Origin of the sequence: Quadrisphaera granulorum (assembly GCF_003149145.1) — a bacterium.
Lineage (GTDB): Bacteria > Actinomycetota > Actinomycetes > Actinomycetales > Quadrisphaeraceae > Quadrisphaera > Quadrisphaera granulorum.
Window position 1 is genome coordinate 167607 of the sequence record NZ_QGDQ01000001.1, and the last position, 18565, is coordinate 186171.

At 73.3% G+C, this 18565-nt stretch carries 17 protein-coding genes; 15 read left to right on the top strand and 2 right to left on the bottom strand.

All coding sequences use genetic code 11. The annotated features are described in order from the left end of the window. The first annotated feature begins 96 nt into the window (after nt 1-96). The 10 genes from BXY45_RS23070 (at nt 97) to BXY45_RS00755 (ending at nt 11420) form a co-directional block, all read left to right on the top strand. Nucleotides 97-738, top strand: a complete 642-nt coding sequence (locus BXY45_RS23070; RefSeq protein ID WP_170131243.1) for a TetR family transcriptional regulator — start codon at nt 97-99, stop codon at nt 736-738. A 70-nt stretch (nt 739-808) separates the two neighbouring features. Then, nucleotides 809-1975 (top strand): AAA family ATPase, encoded by a 1167-nt coding sequence (locus tag BXY45_RS00715; RefSeq protein ID WP_109772662.1) that lies wholly within the window; start codon nt 809-811, stop codon nt 1973-1975. Between the two features lie 25 nt (nt 1976-2000). Further along, nucleotides 2001-2591 (top strand): hypothetical protein, encoded by a 591-nt coding sequence (locus tag BXY45_RS00720; protein WP_146211032.1) that lies wholly within the window; start codon nt 2001-2003, stop codon nt 2589-2591. 164 nt (nt 2592-2755) lie between these two features. After that, nucleotides 2756-3700: an N-acetyl-1-D-myo-inositol-2-amino-2-deoxy-alpha-D-glucopyranoside deacetylase gene (mshB, locus tag BXY45_RS00725; protein ID WP_109772663.1), complete on the top strand. Its 945-nt coding sequence runs from the start codon at nt 2756-2758 to the stop codon at nt 3698-3700. 117 nt (nt 3701-3817) lie between these two features. Then, nucleotides 3818-5749: an AAA family ATPase gene (locus BXY45_RS00730; protein ID WP_109772376.1), complete on the top strand. Its 1932-nt coding sequence runs from the start codon at nt 3818-3820 to the stop codon at nt 5747-5749. Next, nucleotides 5746-6294: a flavin reductase family protein gene (locus BXY45_RS00735; RefSeq protein ID WP_109772377.1), complete on the top strand. Its 549-nt coding sequence runs from the start codon at nt 5746-5748 to the stop codon at nt 6292-6294. The genes BXY45_RS00730 and BXY45_RS00735 overlap by 4 nt, the downstream gene beginning before the upstream one ends. Before the next feature lie 20 nt (nt 6295-6314). Continuing rightward, entirely contained in the window at nt 6315-8381 is a 2067-nt protein-coding gene (locus BXY45_RS00740) for a VanW family protein (protein ID WP_109772378.1), read from the top strand. Between the two features lie 89 nt (nt 8382-8470). Then, a complete protein-coding gene (gene fdxA / locus BXY45_RS00745; RefSeq protein ID WP_109772379.1) occupies nt 8471-8797 on the top strand; it encodes a ferredoxin in 327 nt (108 codons plus the stop codon). Between the two features lie 5 nt (nt 8798-8802). Beyond that, nucleotides 8803-9984, top strand: coding sequence for a succinyldiaminopimelate transaminase (dapC, locus tag BXY45_RS00750; protein WP_109772380.1), 1182 nt, complete (start codon nt 8803-8805; stop codon nt 9982-9984). Between the two features lie 116 nt (nt 9985-10100). Beyond that, the gene (locus tag BXY45_RS00755) at nt 10101-11420 is read left to right on the top strand and encodes a citrate synthase (RefSeq protein ID WP_218566866.1); all 1320 of its coding nucleotides are present in this window, start codon (nt 10101-10103) and stop codon (nt 11418-11420) included. 89 nt (nt 11421-11509) lie between these two features. Here BXY45_RS00755 and BXY45_RS24440 read toward each other — a convergent pair whose 3' ends face one another. Further along, nucleotides 11510-12436, bottom strand: a complete 927-nt coding sequence (locus tag BXY45_RS24440; protein ID WP_425468294.1) for a hypothetical protein — start codon at nt 12434-12436, stop codon at nt 11510-11512. A gap of 132 nt (nt 12437-12568) precedes the next feature. After that, entirely contained in the window at nt 12569-13564 is a 996-nt protein-coding gene (dapD, locus tag BXY45_RS00765; RefSeq protein WP_109772382.1) for a 2,3,4,5-tetrahydropyridine-2,6-dicarboxylate N-succinyltransferase, read from the bottom strand. Nucleotides 13565-13706: 142 nt separating this feature from the next. On the opposite strand from dapD, the gene dapE reads away from it, so the two are divergent. The 5 genes from dapE to BXY45_RS00790 all read left to right on the top strand — a co-directional run bounded on the left by dapE (nt 13707) and on the right by BXY45_RS00790 (nt 18508). Beyond that, on the top strand, nt 13707-14933 hold the full coding sequence (gene dapE / locus BXY45_RS00770; protein ID WP_109772383.1) for a succinyl-diaminopimelate desuccinylase: 1227 nt from the start codon (nt 13707-13709) through the stop codon (nt 14931-14933). 7 nt (nt 14934-14940) lie between these two features. Further along, entirely contained in the window at nt 14941-15927 is a 987-nt protein-coding gene (locus BXY45_RS00775; protein WP_109772384.1) for a YihY/virulence factor BrkB family protein, read from the top strand. A gap of 10 nt (nt 15928-15937) precedes the next feature. After that, complete coding sequence (locus BXY45_RS00780) at nt 15938-17380, top strand: FAD-dependent oxidoreductase (protein ID WP_109772385.1); 1443 nt, start codon at nt 15938-15940, stop codon at nt 17378-17380. A gap of 93 nt (nt 17381-17473) precedes the next feature. Then, the gene (locus BXY45_RS00785; protein ID WP_109772386.1) at nt 17474-17752 is read left to right on the top strand and encodes a hypothetical protein; all 279 of its coding nucleotides are present in this window, start codon (nt 17474-17476) and stop codon (nt 17750-17752) included. A gap of 141 nt (nt 17753-17893) precedes the next feature. After that, nucleotides 17894-18508, top strand: a complete 615-nt coding sequence (locus tag BXY45_RS00790; protein WP_109772387.1) for an LOG family protein — start codon at nt 17894-17896, stop codon at nt 18506-18508. Nucleotides 18509-18565: the final 57 nt, after the last annotated feature.

The window sequence follows — 18565 nt, forward strand, 5'->3', positions numbered from 1 at the left end:
GGTCGCGCCCGTGAGGTCCGCGCGGCTGCGGCCAGATCCCGTCGTATCCATCCAGATCCAGGCGCCTGCATCCGATACGGGAGTGTGGAACCGACGGTGGGTCAGGCCACAGGCCGGCGTTCCTACGACGCCAGCGGCCGTCGGGCACGCGCTGCGGAGAACCGGGCCCGCGTGCTTGCCGTTGCCCGAGACCTGCTGCTCACCGAGGGGTTCGCGGAGTTCTCCGTGTCCCGGGTCGCCGCCGCGGCGGAGGTCTCCGCTGAGCTCGTCTACAAGGCGGTCGGCGGCCGTGCCGCTCTCCTCGCCACGCTGCTCGACGTCGCCATCGGTGGTGACGACGAGCCGGTCGCCCTCGCCGAGCGCGAGGCGATCATGGCGCTGCGATCCCTGACCGACGCCCGCGAGGTCCTCCACGGGTACACCGCTGTCGCCGTGGCGGTGCAGGAGCGCACCGCACCGCTGCTGCTCTTGGCGCTGCGCTCCACAGGTGACACCGGCGCCGCGGCGCTGCTCGCCAAGGCCGACGGCGAGCGGCTGGCCGGCATGACAGGCCTCGCGCGGCACCTCCTGGGGACCGGCCAGACGCGACCCGACATGGACCTCGAGGCGTTGCGCGACGCCCTGTGGGCCCTGAACGGCATTCAGCTGTGGGACCAGCTCGTGGTGCAGCGGGGGTGGACACCCGCCCGCTACGGCGAGGTGCTGGAGCGCCTCTTCGTGGCCGCCGTCCTGGCCTGATCCGCGGGCACGGGTCGTCCTGTCCGGCTTGAGATGCATGTGGGGCGCCTCGAACTGGGAAGATGGTTCGATGCGGATCACCCGCCTCAAGCTGCGCAACTGGCGGAACTTCAAGAACGTCGACGTCATCGTCGGTGAACGTCTGGTCGTCGTCGGCCCCAACGCGAGCGGCAAGTCGAACCTGCTCGATGCGGTGCGCTTTCTCCGCGACATCGCGCTGCCCAGCGGTGGGCTGCAGAACGCCGTGACCTCCCGGGGAGGTCTGAGCCGCGTGAGGTGCCTCTTCGCCCGCAACAACAACAACGGCTGGGTGTCCGTGGAAGTGGAGCTCGGTGACGACGACGGTGGCGCGCGGTGGAGCTACCGAGTCGATGTGAAGAGCGAAGGGCGTGGCCCTCGGCGACCGCTCGTCGCCAAGGAGGTTGTCACACGCGATGGGGCGGTCCTGCTCGAAAGGCCCGACGCTTTTGACGAGCAGGACCCTGAACGGCTCACGCAGACGGCTCTAGAGCAGATTTCCGCGAACCACGAGTTCCGGGACGTCGCCGACTTCCTGGCAGGTGTCAGATACCTGCACCTTGTCCCGCAAGTCATCAGAGACGCCACCCGAGCGGGAGACCAGGCGGATGACCCCTTTGGCGGCGACTTCATCGCCCGAATGAACCGGGTGACCAAGGGCAATCGCGATCGCTACCTCAAGCGAGTCACCGCAGCGCTCGCTCTCGCAGTCCCGCAGTTCGAGTCGCTCGACGTCGTCGTCGATGCCGACGGGCACCCCCACCTGGAGAGCCGCTACACGAACTGGAGGCAGCAGGGTGCCCGGCAGGATGAGCGGGACATGAGCGACGGGACCCTGCGCCTCATCGGACTCCTGTGGTCGCTGGTCGAGGGGGGGCGCAAGCGGGGGCCGGTGTTGCTGGAGGAACCGGAGCTTTCGCTCCACCCGGCCGTCGTGAGGACGCTTCCGTCCGTGTTGTCCCGTGCCCAGCAGCGGAACGGTGTCCAGGTGATCTTGACGACGCACAGTCCCGAACTCCTCAGTGACGAGTCGCTGGGAGCTGATGAGGTCCTTCTCCTCACAGTGGGAGGCGACGGCACGACGGCGACTCTCGTGGCGGACATCCCCGAGGCCGCGCAGGCCGTCGAGGACGGGATGAACCTCGCCGATGTGGGCCTCCCCAGGACGGCACCCCAGAGCGTGGAGCAGCTGGTGAAGGCTGTCTTCGCCAGTGCCTAACCACACCGGGCTCGTCGGGGTCCTGGTGGAAGGGGAGACCGACGTTCCCGCGACCGACGCCATCCTTGAGACGTGTGGTCTTGTCAGGGATTCCGCGCGAACCGTCGTTGCCCTCGGCAAGGGCCAGCTCGACTCGCGCGTTGCCGCCCTGAACCGGAACGCGCGGCACCAGAGGTGGCTCGTCCTCCGAGACCTTGACCGCGACGAAGGGCGATGCGCTCTGGCGCTCCGCCGACGTTTGCTCCCGCCCGGTCAGCAGGAGCCACACCTTGTCCTCCGTGTTGCTGTCACGTCCCTGGAGGCCTGGCTGCTCGCGGACGCCGAGGCATTCGCGGACCACTTCGCGGTGCCGCTGTCAAAACTGCCGCCTCACCCCGACGATCTGGACGATGCCAAAGTCGCGTTGGTCAACGCCTGTCGGTCCTCGAGATCTCGTGCCGTTCGTGCAGGAATCGTGCCGTCGGCTCAAGCCCGTCGGCGAGTGGGGCCTGAGTACGTCGCGCTCATGGGGGACTACTGCCGAGAGGCCTGGAGGCCGGCCGTCGCAGCTGCCGTGTCGCCGAGCCTGGCGAGGGCGCTCCGCGACGTCAGGCAGCGGTTCGCGGGGGGCAGCTAGCGTGGCCGATCGTGACGACGACGCCTGACGCGCCCGCCCCTGATCCCGACCAGTCCGCGGGTGCCGGCACCGTGGCGCCGGCTGCCGATGACGTGATCGCCCAGCTGGCGGACGTGGTCGACGACGTCGCCGAGCGTGCCTTCGAGCCGGAGGAGCTCGCGGCGATGGAGTCGCTCGACGTCCCGCGGCGGATGCTGCTCGTGCACGCCCACCCCGACGACGAGACCATCGGCAACGGCGCCACCATGGCCCGCTACGCCGCGGCCGGCGCGGGCGTCACGCTCGTCACCTGTACCCGCGGCGAGCGCGGCGAGGTGGTGGAGCCGGAGCTGGCGCATCTCGAGGGTGACCACGCCGCTCTGGGTGCCCACCGCGTGCTGGAGCTCGCCGCGGCGATGGAGGCGCTCGGCGTCACCGACCACCGCTTCCTCGACGACGCCCCGCTGGCCGGTGAAGACCCGGCGGCCACGGCCGCCGCACGCTACGAAGACTCCGGCATGGCGTGGGGCGAGGGCATGCGCGCCGTCGCCGCGCCCGACACCGGACCCGCGGCGTTCGTCCGCGCCGACCTCGACGAGGCCGCCTCCCGCCTGGCCGGTGTACTGCGCGAGGTGCGCCCGCAGGTGGTCATCACCTACGAGCCCGGTGGCGGCTACGGCCACCCCGACCACGTGCAGGCTGCTGCCGTGGCGCGCCGCGCCGTCGAGCTCGCGGCAGACCCGGCCGCGCCGCAGGTGCCGGGCGGCGTGCCGTGGGAGGTCGCGAAGTTCTACGAGGGCGTCGTGCCGGCGTCCGTGGCCGCCGACTCCTTCGGGGACGACCGCTCGTCCTGGCCGTCGATGGTCGTCGACGACGACGAGGTCACGTGTGTCGTGGAGGCGCCCGAGCAGCTGTCCGCCAAGGCCGCGGCCCTGCGTGCCCACCGCAGCCAGATCCGCCTGCGTCTCGCGGGTGAGGGCGTTCCGGAGTTCATGGTCAGCCAGGACCGCTGGCTGGCCGTGTGGACCACCGAGGCCTACCGGCTGGCTCGCGGGGTGGCGGCCCCGGACACCCGCCGCGCCGACGGGCTGGAGAGCGACCTCTTCGCGGGGATCGCCCCACCCGCCTGATGCTCAGCGTGACCTTCGCTCACGCAATGTAGGGATCTCCCTTCTTGCGTGAGTGAACGGTTGCGGAGCGTTTCGACTTCTCGCTGTCATGGTCCCGAGTCGACACGGGGAGTACGCATGAAGTCACAGCAGGGTGTGCGCCGGGACAGCGCCGATGTCGGCCGCAACCGCGAGCGTCGGCGCCAGCGGCGGCTGCTGCGGATCGCCGTCGTGCTCGGTCCTGTGGCCGGGTACCTCTGGTACCGGATCCTCACGGGCGACCCGGTCAGTGCCGCGGACGTCGCGCTGCCCGTCGTCGACCCGCTGTACGTCATCATCGGGCTGTTCTTCCTCGTGATGATCGGCGTGCTGCTGGCGCAGGTCGTGGTCTCGGGGCGCTCGCCGCACGTGGTCTACCGCCCCGAGCAGATCGACGTCTCGATGGACGACGTCAAGGGCCTGGGCCCGGTCAAGGAGGAGGTGCAGCGGTCGCTCGACCTGTTCCTCGCCGGGCGCACCTTCCGGCGCGACATGGGCGGCACCCCGCGCCGCGGGCTGCTCTTCGAGGGACCTCCCGGCACCGGCAAGACCCACATGGCCAAGGCGATGGCCCGCGAGGCCGGCGTGCCCTTCCTCTACGTCTCCGGCACCAGCTTCCAGTCGATGTACTACGGCGCCACCGCCCGCAAGATCCGCTCCTACTTCCGGGCGTTGCGCAAGGCCGCGCGCGCCGAGGGTGGGGCCATCGGCTTCATCGAAGAGATCGACGCCATCGCCACCGTCCGCCACGGGATGCCCATGGCGCCCGCAGCGCCGGTGAGCTCGAGCAGCGTCGTGTGCTGCGGCGGCCTCGAGGGCCTGCCGATGCAGTCCTCGCGCGCCACCACCGTCTCGGCGATGACCACTGAGGGCGTCGGCGGCGTGGTCAACGAGCTGCTGGTGCAGATGCAGTCCTTCGACGAGCCCACGGGGGCACAGCAGCTGGTCGGCAGACTCGTCGACGCGGTGAACCTGCTGCTCCCGGCGCACCGCCAGCTGCCGCGTCCGCGGGTCGAGCCCGTCGACGTCCTGCTCATCGCCGCCACCAACCGCGCCGACTCCCTCGACCCCGCACTCCTGCGCCCGGGCCGCTTCGACCGCCGCCTCACCTTCGACGCCCCCGACCAGCGGGGACGCCGCGAGGTGCTCGACCACTTCCTGGCGCGCAAGGCCCACGAGGCGGAGCTGGACGACGACGAGCGCCGCGACGCCCTCGCCGGCATCACCGCGGGCTCCACGCCGGTGATGATCGAGAACCTCCTCGACGAGGCCCTGGTCAACGCGGTGCGTCGTGGCGCGTCGGCCATGAACTGGAAGGACGTCGAGCACGCCCGCCTGGTGACGTCCGTAGGGCTGGGCTCGCCGGTCGGCTACACCGACCGCGAGGCCCGACTCATCGCCACCCACGAGGCCGGCCACGCCGTCGTCGCCCACCTCGTGGCCCCGCAGCGCCGCCTGGAGGTGCTGACCATCATCAAGCGCGCCGGGGCGCTCGGTCTGCTCGCGCACGGCGACGCCGAGGAGGTGTGGACCCGCTCGCGCAGCGAGCTGGTCTCGCTGGTGCAGATCGCCTTCGGTGGGCAGGTGGCCGAGGAGCTCGCGTTCGGCGACGTCTCCACCGGCCCCAGCTCCGACCTCGCCTACGCCACGCGCATCGGCGCGCAGATGGTCGGCTCGGCCGGCATGGCCGGCACGCTGGTCTCCTTCGCCGCAGCCGAAGCCTCGCCCGTGGGGGAGGGGCTGGTCGGCAGGGTGCTCGGTGACAGCAGCACCCGCGCCCAGCTGGAGCAGCTGCTCGGGGAGCAGCGGGATGCCGTGCGCGCCCTGCTCGGCGCGAACACCCACCTCGTGGCGGCCCTGCGCGACGCGCTGCTCGAGCGCCACGAGCTCATCGGGCACGAGATCACCGACGTGCTCGCCGCCGCCGGGCCCGCCGTGGAGATCTCTGGGGTGAGCGCGGCGCCGCGTGGGGCCGCCGTCGTCGTCCTGCCCGGCACGGGGTCGGCGTCCGCTCCTACCGTGGGCGCGTGAGCGGGCTTCCAGACCAGCACTCGGACCAGCACTCGAGAGACCACGCAGACCAGCACGCGGACCCGGACGCCGCCGCGGCGGCGTTCCAGTCGATCGCGGCGGGGGTCGCCGTCGCCAGCACCCGCTGGCGCGGCGTCGACCACGCCATCACGGTCACCTCGTACACGTGGGTCAGTCGTGAACCGCCCGTCCTGCTCGTGTGCGTGCACGAGGACGCCCGCTTCCTCGACGCCGTGGAGGAAGCGGGCGTCTGGGGCCTGTCGCTGCTGCCCGACAGCGCCCGCGCCGTCGCGAACTGGTTGGCGACTCCGGGACGGCCCGCTCGTGGGCAGCTCGACAGGGTGCCCCACCAGGCCGGACCCGTCACCGGGGTGCCGCTGCTGGACGGCTGCCTGGCCACCTTCGAGTGCCGGACCACTGCGGTGCACCCCGCCGGTGACCACGCCGTGGTGCTGGGGCTCGTGGTGGGTCTCGGTCAGTCGCCGACCGGCCCCTCGACAAAGCCGCTGGTCAGGTTCGCGCGTTCTTACCACGCGCTCGTCTGATCATCCCTAGCCTTCCTGGCATGGTGATGCCGGGGGGAGCGGCGCAGCTGCTGGAGATGCTCGAGCGCAGCGGCGAGTCCGAGCGCGGGACCACGGGGGTGGTGCCGGCGCCTCGTAGGCCCCAGCACCGCCGTGAGCGCACCGCCGCCGGATCCGACGCCGACGTCCTCGTCCTCCCCGAGACCGGCGCCGCTCGCGTGGCAGGCCCTCCCGCGCCTCAGCGCCTCGCCGGGCTGGTGACCGAGCCGGTCCTGGAGCCCGTCGCCGGGCACCTCGCAGGCCCCTTCGCCGCAGCACCGCCGTCGACAACGACTGCAGCGGCGACCACAACGACCACAACGACGACGACGGCGGTCATGCGCGGTCAGCGGATCCGGGTGCTGGCACTGGTGGCTGCGGCGGGGCTCGTCGCGGCCGCCTGGTCCGGCGTCTCGACCCGCCTGGCCGACCGGGTGCCGGATGGCACCACCGTCGCGGGGGTCGCCATCGGTGGGCTCGACCGCACGGAGGCCGTCACGCTGCTGGCCCGCATGCTCGAACCCCGGCTGACGCAGCCGCTGGAGGTGCGCCTGGACGCGCCGCTTGCCCAGGGCCGGACGACGGCGATCGACCCCGCCGTGGCGGACCTGCGCCTCGACGCTGCCGCCACCGTCTCCCGCGCGATCGGGCCGGTCGGACTGCCTACCACCCTGTGGCACCAGCTCAGCGGTCGCGGCGCTGTCGAGCCGGTGCTGCGGGGTGACCCCGCCGACCTGGCCTCGGCGGTGGAGCGTGCGGCGGTAGCCCTGGACGTGCCGCCCACCGAGGGCTCCATCAGCTTCGCCTCCGGTGCGCCGGTCGTGGTGCCCCCGGTCGAGGGAGCGGCCCTCGACCGGGACGCGGCGGCCGACCTCGTGCGGCGGGCCTGGCTGGCGGGCCCGGGAGAGGCCGGCGGAGAGCGTCCGCTGGCGCTCCCGGCGACGTCGGCCGCACCTCACGTCTCCGCCGACGCGCTGGCCGAGGCCCTCCGTACCCAGGCTGCGCCCGCCGTCGCCGGACCGCTCACCGTCGTGGTCGGGGAGCGCAGCGTCGTGCTGCCGCCGGCCGCGGTGGTGCCCGCGCTGTCCGTGGGCGCGGACGCCGACGGTCTGCGCCTGCACGTCGACGGCGCCGCCCTCGCCGCTGCCGTCGCTACGGCCGACCCCTCGACCCTCACGCCCGCGCAGGACGCTCGCCTGGACACCAGCGGTGCCGTCCCCGTGGTGGTACCCGCCGTCCCCGGGGCCGAGCCCGACCCGCAGGCGCTCGCCGCCTCGGCCGCCGAGGCTCTCGTCGCGAGTGGAGACGAGCGCACCGCGCGTGTCGCGACCCGTGCCGTGGAGCCGGCGTTGACCACCGAGGCGCTCACGGCGATGGGCATCACGACGCTGCTCGGCCAGGTGGTCTCGCCGCTCACGGCCGACCCCGCCCGCACGCAGGACGTCACCGTCGCCGCCCGCGCCCTCGACGGTGCCGTCCTCGCGCAGGGCCAGTCGCTCGACGTGGGCGCTCGCCTGGGCGAGCCCAGCGCTGAGGCGGGCTGGGTTCCCGCGGTCGTCGTCGTCGACGGCAGGGCTACCTCGACGCTGTCCGCGGGCACCACCCAGGTCGCCTCCGCCGTCCATGCGGCGGCCTACGCCGCCGGCCTGCAGGTCGACGCCCGCACCGCCCCCGAGTCGTGGAACCCGCGTGACCCCGTCGGGCTGGACGCCGTTGTCGAGCCGGACGCGCCGTTGCAGCTCAGCGAGGTGGCAGGGCCGGGAGCCGTGCTGCGCGTGGAGGTCGTCGACGGTGCGCTGCGCGTGCAGGTCTGGGGCCCGGCTGGGCGCACGGTGACCCTGTCCACGTCGCCCGCCACCGATGTGCGGACGGCGCCGCAGCTGTCGGATCCCTCGCCGCGGTGCGTGCCCCAGCCCGGCATGGACGGCTTCACCGCCACCGTGACACGCACCATCACCCCGCAGGGCGGACAGCCCGCCACCGACGACCTCGTCACGACGTACGCGCCGCGGGCGGCCATCACGTGCACTGCCGCGGCGGTGGGCGGCCTCCCTCCGTCGCTGGACTGACCTCGCACTGACCCGGCGTTTTCCCGACACGCTGGCCTCACCTGGACGGTGGGTCGTCATCGCGCGCGGGCAGGTGGAAGACTGGTCCCGTGACCTACGTGATCGCGCAGCCCTGCGTCGACCTGAAGGACCGCGCCTGCGTGGAGGAGTGCCCGGTCGACTGCATCTACGAGGGCAGTCGATCGCTGTACATCCACCCCGACGAGTGCGTCGACTGTGGCGCCTGCGAGCCCGTGTGCCCCGTAGAGGCCATCTACTACGAGGACGACGTGCCCGCGCAGTGGGCCGACTACACCACGGACAACGCGGCGTTCTTCGATGACCTCGGCTCCCCCGGGGGTGCCGCCAAGCTGGGCGCCATCTCCAAGGACGCCCCGCTCGTGGCGTCGCTGCCCCCTCAGGAGACGGGGCACTGACCGCGCTGACCGGCCCGGGGACGTCGCGGACGGGATCCCTTCCCGATTTCCCCTGGGACGCGCTCGGCCCGGCGGCGCGGCGTGCTCGCGCCCACCCCGGCGGCATCGTCGACCTGTCGGTCGGCACCCCCGTCGATCCGACCCCCGAGGTGGTGCAGCGCGCCCTACGTGACGCCGCCGACGCCCCCGGGTACCCGCTGACAGCGGGCACGCCCGCGCTGCGCGAGGCCGCCGCTGGGTGGGCCGCCCGCTCGCGGGGAGCCGTCGGGCTCGACCCGGAGGCGGTGCTCCCGACCATCGGCTCCAAGGAGCTCGTGGCGTGGCTACCGACGCTGCTCGGGTTGGGCCCGGGCGACGTCGTCGTCATCCCCGAGGTCGCCTACCCCACGTACGACGTCGGCGCCCGCCTGGCGGGTGCGCGCGCCGTCGCCGTCCCCCCGGGCGGCTGGCCGACCGAGGAGCAGCTGCGCGGTCCCGACGGCGCCCCCGGGCGGGTGCGCCTGGTGTGGCTGAACAGCCCCTCCAACCCCACGGGTGCGGTCGCCGGTGTCGAGCAACTGCGCTCCGCCGTCGAGCGCGCCCGCGCCGAGGGCGCCGTGGTGGCCTCCGACGAGTGCTACGCCGAGCTCGCGTGGGACGTCGAGGAGGTGCCCAGCGTGCTCGACCCGCGCGTCTGCGGCACCGGGAAGGGCAGCCACGACGGCCTGCTGCTCGTGACGTCGCTGTCCAAGCGGTCCAACCTCGCGGGCTACCGCGGCGGCGCGGTGCTGGGAGACCCCCGCCTCGTGGCGCAGCTGCTCGCGGTGCGCAAGCACGCCGGCATGATCGTCCCGGCGCCCGTGCAGGCGGCCGTGGCGGCGGCCTTCTCCGACGACGAGCACGTCGCCGTGCAGCGCGAGCGGTACCGCGCCCGCCGCAGCGTGCTGCGGGCGGCGCTGGAGGGCGCCGGCCTGCGGGTGGAGCACTCCGAGGCGGGCCTGTACCTGTGGACGCGCGCCGCTGGCGCCGCCGGAACTGCTAGCGGCAGTGGCTGGGAGCTGCTCGACCGCCTCGCCGACCTGGGCATCCTGGTGGCGCCCGGAGACTTCTACGGACCGTCAGCGAGTGCTCACATCAGAGTGGCTCTCACGGCCTCCGACGAACGCGTCTCTGCCGCCGCTGCGCGGCTCGCCGCCCTGGCCGGGTAGCTTCACCTCCGGGTCGCCAGCGCCTCGCCTGCTGCCGCTCCGATGCTCGACCGCTGCTGCGTCCCGAAGCCTGAATCCACAGTCTCATCACCACCCCGACGACGAGGAGCCGCGCCATGACCGACCCCGCAACCGGTCCCATGACCGCCGTACCTGCGGAATCGCCCGTGGCCCTGATCCACCCAGGCGGGACGCTGCCGCTCACGGTGGTGCCCGCGGTCGACGGCAACGACGGGCTCGACGTGTCAGGTCTGCTGAAGCGGACCGAGTACGTCACGCTCGACCCGGGCTTCGTCAACACCGCCTCGTGCCAGAGCAACATCACCTACATCGACGGCGATGCCGGTGTGCTGCGCTATCGCGGCTACCCGATCGAGCAGCTGGCCGAGCACTCCACCTTCGCCGAGGTGAGCTACCTGCTCATCAACGGGGAGCTGCCCACGCCGGCGCAGCTGGAAGACTTCACCGCGCGGATCAACCGCCACACGATCCTCCACGAAGACCTCAAACGCTTCTTCGACGGCTTCCCGCGTGACGCGCACCCGATGCCGGTGCTGAGCTCGGCGGTCTCGACGCTGTCGACCTTCTACCAGGACTCGCTGAACCCCAAGGACGCCGCACAGGTCGAACTGTCGACCTTCCGCCTCCTGGCCAAGCTGCCGACCATCGCGGCGTACGCCTACTCCAAGTCCACCGGCCGCCCGATGCTCTACCCGGATAACTCCAAGGGCCTGGTGGAGAACTTCCTGCGGATGACGTTCGGCTGGCCGGCCGAGCCCTACGAGCCCGACCCGGAGATGGTCAAGGCGCTCGACCTGCTCTTCGTGCTCCACGCCGACCACGAGCAGAACTGCTCCACGTCCACGGTCCGCATGGTCGGCTCGTCGGGCGCCAACCTCTTCGCGTCCGTCTCCGCCGGCATCCACGCGCTGTCGGGCCCCGCTCACGGCGGCGCCAACTCGGCGGTGCTGGAGATGCTCGAGGCGATCCACCGCGGCGACGACGACGCCGACTCCTTCATGGCCAAGGTGAAGGACAAGCGCGACGGCGTGCGCCTCATGGGCTTCGGGCACCGTGTGTACAAGAACTACGACCCGCGCGCCGCCATCGTGAAGAAGACGGCCGACCGGGTGCTGGCCCGCGCCGACAACCCGCTCCTCGACATCGCCAAGCGCCTCGAGGAGATCGCCCTCCAGGACGACTACTTCGTCCAGCGCAAGCTGTACCCCAACGTCGACTTCTACACCGGCCTCATCTACCAGGCGATGGGCTTCCCGACGCGGATGTTCACGGTGCTGTTCGCCCTCGGGCGCCTGCCCGGCTGGATCGCGCAGTGGCGCGAGGGTGTCACCGACCCCAACATGAAGATCAACCGGCCGCGCCAGGTCTACACCGGCTCCGCCGAGCGCCAGTACGTGCCCTTCGCGGAGCGCTGACCCCGCACCCCTTCCCGCAGCCGGGCGCCTGGTTGCGGTTCCGGACCCCTTTGGAACCGCAGCCGAGCGCCTGGTTGCGGTTCCGGGGGCTACTCGACGCGACCACCGGCGACGAGGACGACGGCGGCACCAGCCGGCGCCAGCCGCGCCCGGTCCGCCTCCGGGACGTCCACCCAGCCGTCATCGGGCCGGTCGCGGCGCCACTGCTTGCCGTCCGTGCCGACGGCCACCACCTGGAAGTCGGCGGCGTGCGCCACCGCCCACTGCGCGGCCGACCAGCCGGTGCGCCGCTGCGCGTCCTCGACGGCGCCGCGTGAGACCGGCGCACCGATGAGCGCGCCCGCTCCCTCGTCGGCCGGAGCGATCGCCACCCGGGTGCCGCGTTCCCGCGCGAAGGCGTCCACCAGCGGCTGCGTGCGCGGCCAGTACCCGTCCGCCGCCGCGGCCTCCGCCGAGGAGTCCGGCACCGGACGCAGCCGGCACGTCAGCGCGGCGGGGGAGTACCCGGTCAGCGCGGAGGCGTAGGCGCGGCCCTCCGGCTCGTGGTCGGCATAGGCATCGGGGAAGGCTGACCGCTGCACGCGCTGCGCCACCTCGGTGATGGGCTCGTCGGCGTACCCGTCGACCTTGATGAGCACGTCGAGGAACGCGTTGGTGGAGTACACCGGGTCCTGGATCTGCTCGGGGGTTCCCCAGCCCTGCGAGGGGCGCTGCTGGAACAGGCCCAGGGAGTCGCGGTCTCCGTAGGCGATGTTGCGCAGCTTGCTCTCCTGCACGGCCGTCGCCAGCGCGATAGTGGCGGCGCGCGCGGGCATGCCGCGCTGCTGCGTGATGGCGGTGATGAGCGCGGCGTTGGCGGCCTGGTCGGGCGCCAGGTCGTACTCGGTGCGCTGGGCGCCCTCGCCGCTGACGGCGGTGCACCGCTCCACCACCACGGTGCTCGAGGGTGCCACCTGATTCACGGCGACCCACGCGCCACCGGCGAGGACGGCGAGCACGGCCGCCGTCCCCACCAGCCTGCCGAAGGCGCCGGAGCCGCCGCCCCGGCGCGGGGGCGGCGGCGCGGGACGCCTGCGCTGTTGCACTGTCGCCACGGTCTCGGCCGGGTCAGCCGGGTTGCCCGGGTTCCTGAACGGTCGCCGCAGCCGTCAGTTGGCGTGCAGGGCGTCGTTGAGGACGACGGCGGCCTTGGTGAGCGCCACCGCCTCCACTGCTCCGCTCGTGGAGTTGCGACGCAGCAGCAGACCGTCGCGCCCTGACAGGTCACGGGCCTTGACGACGACGGGCTCGTCGCCCGGCTGCCAGCCCTCGGGGGCGTGCGCCAACGCCAGCTCGCCGGTGAGCACCACCTTGGTGCCGGCCGTGACGTAGAGGCCCGCCTCGACGACGCAGTCGTCACCGAGGGAGATGCCGATGCCGGCGTTGGCGCCCAGCAGCGACCGCTTCCCCACGGAGATGACCTGCGTGCCCCCGCCGGAGAGCGTCCCCATGATCGAGGCGCCGCCGCCGACGTCGCTGCCGTCTCCGACGACGACGCCCGCCGAGATCCGGCCTTCCACCATCGAGGCGCCGAGCGTGCCGGCGTTGAAGTTCACGAAGCCCTCGTGCATGACGGTGGTGCCCTCGGCGAGGTGCGCGCCCAGGCGCACCCTGTCGGCGTCGGCGATGCGCACGCCGGTCGGGAGCACGTAGTCGACCATGCGGGGGAACTTGTCGACGCCGAGCACCTGCACCGGCCCGCTCGCGCGCAGGCGCAACCGGGTCTGCTCGAACCCGGCCACCGGGCAGGGGCCGCGGTCGGTCCACACGACGTTGGCGAGCTTGCCGAAGATCCCGTCGAGGTTGATGCTGCGCGGCGCCGCGAGCCGCGCGGACAGCAGGTGCAGACGCAGGTAGGCGTCGGGCGCGTCGGCCGGCGCGGCGTCGAGGTCGATCTCGGTGCGCACCACGTGCGTCCGCACGCCGCGGGCCGGGTCCTCGCCGGCGAGGGCGGCCAGGGCCGCGGGGACGGCGGAGGGGCTGTCGTCGCTGGGGGCGGCGCCGAGCGCGGGGCTGGGGTACCAGGTGTCGAGCACGGTCTGGTCGCTCGTGGAGCTGGTGGCCAGGCCGTAGCCCCAGGCCGTGCGGGGGGTGCCGGTGGTCATGGCTCCAGGGTAGGAGGGCGTGTGACGCGTGGGGCACGGTTGGCGGTGCTGACCGCGTGCTGACAGGTGAGGTGTGGTGCAGCGGGGTGGCACCGGACCGGGATCACCGACCGGAGGCCCGACGGCACCTAGGGTCGTCGCTGTGAGCAGTACCACCGGGCGGACCCACGACCCAGCTCCCCACCACCGGCTCGACCTCACCGGCGACGTCGTCGACCTGGCCGCCGCCCTGTGCGACGTCGAGTCGGTGAGCGGCCGCGAGGGTCCCCTCGCCGACCTCGTCGAAGACGCCCTACGACACCTCGGCTCCCGCGAGGGAGCTGGCGGCGGACACTACGAGGTGCTGCGCCACGGCGACGCCGTGGTGGCCCGCACCCGGCTCGGCCGCGCCGAGCGCGTCGTCGTCGCCGGTCACCTCGACACCGTCCCGCTGGCCGGGGGCGACGTGCCCTCGCGCCGCGAGGTGGTCGACGGTGTGGACCGGCTCGTGGCCCGCGGCGCCACGGACATGAAGGGCGGCGTCGCGATGGCCCTGTCGGCAGCGGCTGCCGTGGCGGAGGCGCTGGCCAGCGAGCCGCGCCGCGTGGTGCGTGACGTCACCTGGGTGTTCTACGACCACGAGGAGGTGGACTCGTCCCTCAACGGCCTCGGGCGTTTGGCGCGTCGCCGCCCCGAATGGCTCGCGGGCGACGTCGCCGTCCTCGGAGAACCCACCAACGCGAGCATCGAGGGCGGCTGTAACGGCACGCTGCGCGCGGAGATCCGGCTCACCGGCCGCGCCGCGCACTCGGCGCGCTCATGGGTGGGCGTCAACGCCATCCACCTCGCCGCACCGGTGCTGTCCCGGCTGGCCGCGTACGAGGCGCGCAGCATCGAAGTGGACGGTCTTGTCTACCGGGAGGGCCTCAACGCCGTCGGTATCAGCGGTGGCGTGGCGGGCAACGTCATCCCCGATGCCTGCACCGTCACGGTCAACCACCGCTTCGCCCCCTGCTTCACCCCGGCGCAGGCCGAGCAGCACGTGCGTGAGGTGTTCGCCGGGCTGGACGAGCAGGTCGGCGCGGAGATCGTCGTCGTCGACGCCGCGCCCGGCGCCCGCCCCGGACTGGACCACCCCGCCACCCGCGACTTCGTGCAGCAGGTGCAGGCCCGCAGTGGCCGCCAGCCCGTCGCCAAGCTTGGCTGGACCGACGTCGCCCGCTTCTCCGAGCTCGGGGTGCCCGCGGTGAACTTCGGCCCCGGAGACCCGCTGCTCGCACACACCGCCGGCGAGTGGTGCTCCGTCGAGGAGATCCGCGAGTGCCGTGAGGGGCTCCTCGCCTGGCTGCTGCCGACGACGACGAGCGCGTCCTCGTCGTCCAGGGGGTAGCCGGGCCGTGCCCCCGACGCGGCTCGTCGTCAGGCTCCAGGCTCCCGCGCAGCGGGCGCCGTGGCGGCTGAGGGGCCGCAACCCGGTGGCCGTGGCCGCGCGGGTGGCGCTGCGGGCATCAGGGCTGCGGCTCGGTGGGCGCGCCGCGGAAATGTGTTTCTACCTGCTGCTGTCGGCGGTGCCGCTGGTCACTGCCCTCGGGGCCGGCCTGGGCCTGCTGGGGCGTGTGCTCGACCCCGACGACGTCGGCGCCGCGCAGGCCTTCCTCGTGCAGCTGCTCGACGCCGTCCTCAGCCCGGCTCTGGCCGCCAGCCTGGGGGCGCCGCTGGTGCGCGAGCTGCTGGCGCAGGAGCAGACGGGCGTCGCCGTCGGATCGGCGGTGGTGGCCCTCGTGGTGGCCAGCCGCGTGGTGCGCTCGGCGTTGCGGGTGCTGCGCGAGGGCGAGACGCCCGTCGAGGAGCGCCGCCCGGTGCTGCTCTTCGTCCTCTCGCTCGCACTCACGGCGGTGTCCGTGGTGGCGGGGGCGCTCATGCTCGTCGTCCTCGTGGTGGGGCCGCTGCTGGGCGGCGGCGAGCGCCTGGCCCAAGCCCTGGGTCTGGGAGATGTCTTTGCCACCGTCTGGGAGATCGGCCGCTGGCCGGTGCTGCTGCTCGTGGTCGCGGCCGGGCTGGCGCTGCTCTACCGGGTCGGTGCCCCGGTGCGGGTGACGTGGCGCTCGGTGGTTCCGGGCGCGGTCTTCGCGACCGCGGCCCTGGTCGGGTTGGTGGTCGCGTTCCGGGCCTCCCTGGCGGTGCTGGGTACCCCCGGCCCGGTGACGACATCGGGCGACGAGGCCGTGCAGGCCGCGTCCACCGTGGTGGGCGCGCTCGTGGCCGCGATGCTCCTGGGCTGGTTGGGCAGCGGCGTCGTGCTGCTGGGCGGTCTGGTCAACGAGGAATGGGCCGCCGGCGCGCGGGGAGGACGCTCGCCGAGCGCGTCCGCGATCTCCGGCTAGCGTCACCGACATGGCTGCAGGCCGCTCGCGCGTCGTCGTCGTCGGAGGTGACGCCGCCGGCATGGCGGCGGCCTCGCAGGCCCTCCAGCAGGCCCGTCAACGGCAGCCCCGCGGGCGCGAGCTGGAGGTGGTCGCGTTCGAGCGCGGCAGCGCCACGTCGTACTCGGCGTGCGGCATTCCGTACTGGGTCGGCGGGCTGGTCGGGTCCCGCGAGGGGCTGATCGCGAGAAGCCCGGAGGAGCACCGGCGCCGCGGGATCGACCTGCGGATGGGCACCGAGGTGGTCGGCGTCGACCTCGCCGCTCGCACCGTGACCTGGCGTCGGGTGGGTGATCAGGACGACGACGGCCCGCGCGAGGGCAGCGACGGCTTCGACCAGCTCGTCATCGCCACCGGCGCGGTGCCGCGCCGCCCCGACGCGCCCGGCTTCGACGCCGGCCCGGAGGCCGGCGTGCATGGGGTGCAGACCCTGGACGACGGCTCGGCGCTCATCGCCGACCTCGAGTCCGGTCGCGTGCGCCGGGTGGTGGTGGTCGGCGGCGGCTACATCGGCCTGGAGGTGGCCGAGGCCTGTGTGCTCCGCGGCCTGCACGTCACCGTGGTGCAGCGCGGCGCGACGCCGCTGGGCACCGTCGACGACGACATGGGCGCCCTCATCGCCGAGGCCGTCCGAGGTGAGGGCGTGCACCTGGTCACCGGCGAAGAGGTCTGCGGCCTGGAGCTCGCGCCCGCCTCCGAGGGCGGACGCGTGCGCGCCGTGCACACGGCCGGCGGCCTGGAGCTGCCGTGTGACCTCGTGGTCATGGGGCTCGGCGTGGCCCCGTCGGTGGCGCTTGCGCGCGAGGCGGGCGTGCCGCTGGGGGAGTCGGGCGCCATCGCCGTCGACGTCGCCCAGCGCACCCGGGCCGAGGGGGTGTGGGCCGCGGGCGACTGCACCGAGGTGCGCCACCGCGTCTCCGGCCGCGGGGTTCACGTGCCACTGGGCACCCACGCCAACAAGCAGGGCCGGGTCGCGGGGATCAATCTCGGCGGCGGGTACGCGACGTTCCCGGGGGTGGTCGGCACCGCCATCACCAAGGTGTGCCGGGTGGAGATCGGACGCACGGGTCTGTCCACCGAGGAAGCCACCGATGCGGGGTTCCAGGTGGTGACCGTCGCTGTCGACTCCACGACCACCGCCGGGTACATGCCCGGTGCGGAGCCCGTGCGCGTCAAGCTCGTCGCCGACGAGCGCAGCGGCAGGCTGCTCGGCGGCCAGGTCGTGGGGCGCTCCGGTGCTGGCAAGAGGATCGACGCGCTCGCGATCTGCGTGTGGAACGAGATGACGGTCGAGGAGGTGCTCTCCCTCGACCTCGCCTACGCCCCGCCGTTCGCGCCCGTGTGGGACCCGGTGCTCATCGCCGCCCGCAAGGCCGCTCAGGCCGTGGAGTCCGCCTGCCGGAGCGATGGCTGAGGAGCGGCAGACACGCCGCCGCCACGCGCACGCGCATCTCGGTCGACCGTCCGGGGGCTGGTGGAACCCTGGGAGGTGGGGTGATGATCGGTCATGCGCGTCGTCCCGGCCCCCGCCCGCAGCGCTGTCGTGCGCGACCGCGACCGTCCCGCCCGCGCCCTGCGCGTGACGACCCATCCCGACGCTCCCGGCGGTGGCCTCGTGGTGCTCTCGCTCTGGGACGGTGACGTGTGCACCACCACGCTGCGGCTGGACCCCGAGGACGCCGCCGACCTCGTGCGAGCCCTGACCGACGCCGCCGTTGCCGCGGCGCCGCGTCGGCCCCGCTCACCGCACGGACCGACGACGGGTGAGATCGCCGCCGCCAGCTGACCGCGGTGTGCACAACTTCCTTGATCGTTACGAGGTCATCTCCCTGCGACGATCAAGGAAGTCATGCACGATGGGCGCCGATCGTGCGGGTCTTCTGCATGATCACGCACCTGCTTCCGGGGCGGCTGGCAAGGTGGGCCCGTGCCCGCGATCGCCGTGTACTGCTCCGCCTCCGAGCGCATCGACCCCCGCCACGTGCAGCTGGCGGCCGAGGTCGGCTCCCTGATCGCCGCCCGCGGTCACTCCCTGGTCTCGGGCGGTGGCTCGGTGTCGATGATGGGTGCTGTCGCCAAGGCCACCCGTGAGGGAGGCGGCCGCACCTACGGCGTCATCCCCCGCGCCCTCCTGGAGAAGGAGGTCGGAGACCGCTACGCCGACGAGCTGGTGGTCACCGAGGGCATGCGCGAGCGCAAGGGCCTCATGGACGACGCCGCCGACGCCTTCGTCGTGCTGCCCGGAGGCCTGGGCACCCTCGAGGAGCTGCTGGAAGTGTGGAGCGCCAAGGCGCTCGCGTTGCACGGCAAGCCCGTCGTCGTGTGCGACCCGACGGGCGTGCTCGCGCCGTTGCGTGAGGCCGTCGAGGCGCTCGTCGTCGGCGGGTTCGTGCAGCGTGCCGCAGCCGACGAGGTGGTGTGGACGGCGAGCGCCGCCGAGGCGCTCGACGCCGTCGAAGCGGGCCTCGCCGCTGCCAGCTCGGTCCCCGCGCTCGCTCCGGAGTCGGTGCGCACCCAGGAGGGTCTGGAGTCCGGCGCCTGAGCGGCTGCCGGTGCATCGGCGCCCGCTCAGGCTCACGGGCGCCGCGTGCGCGATCGT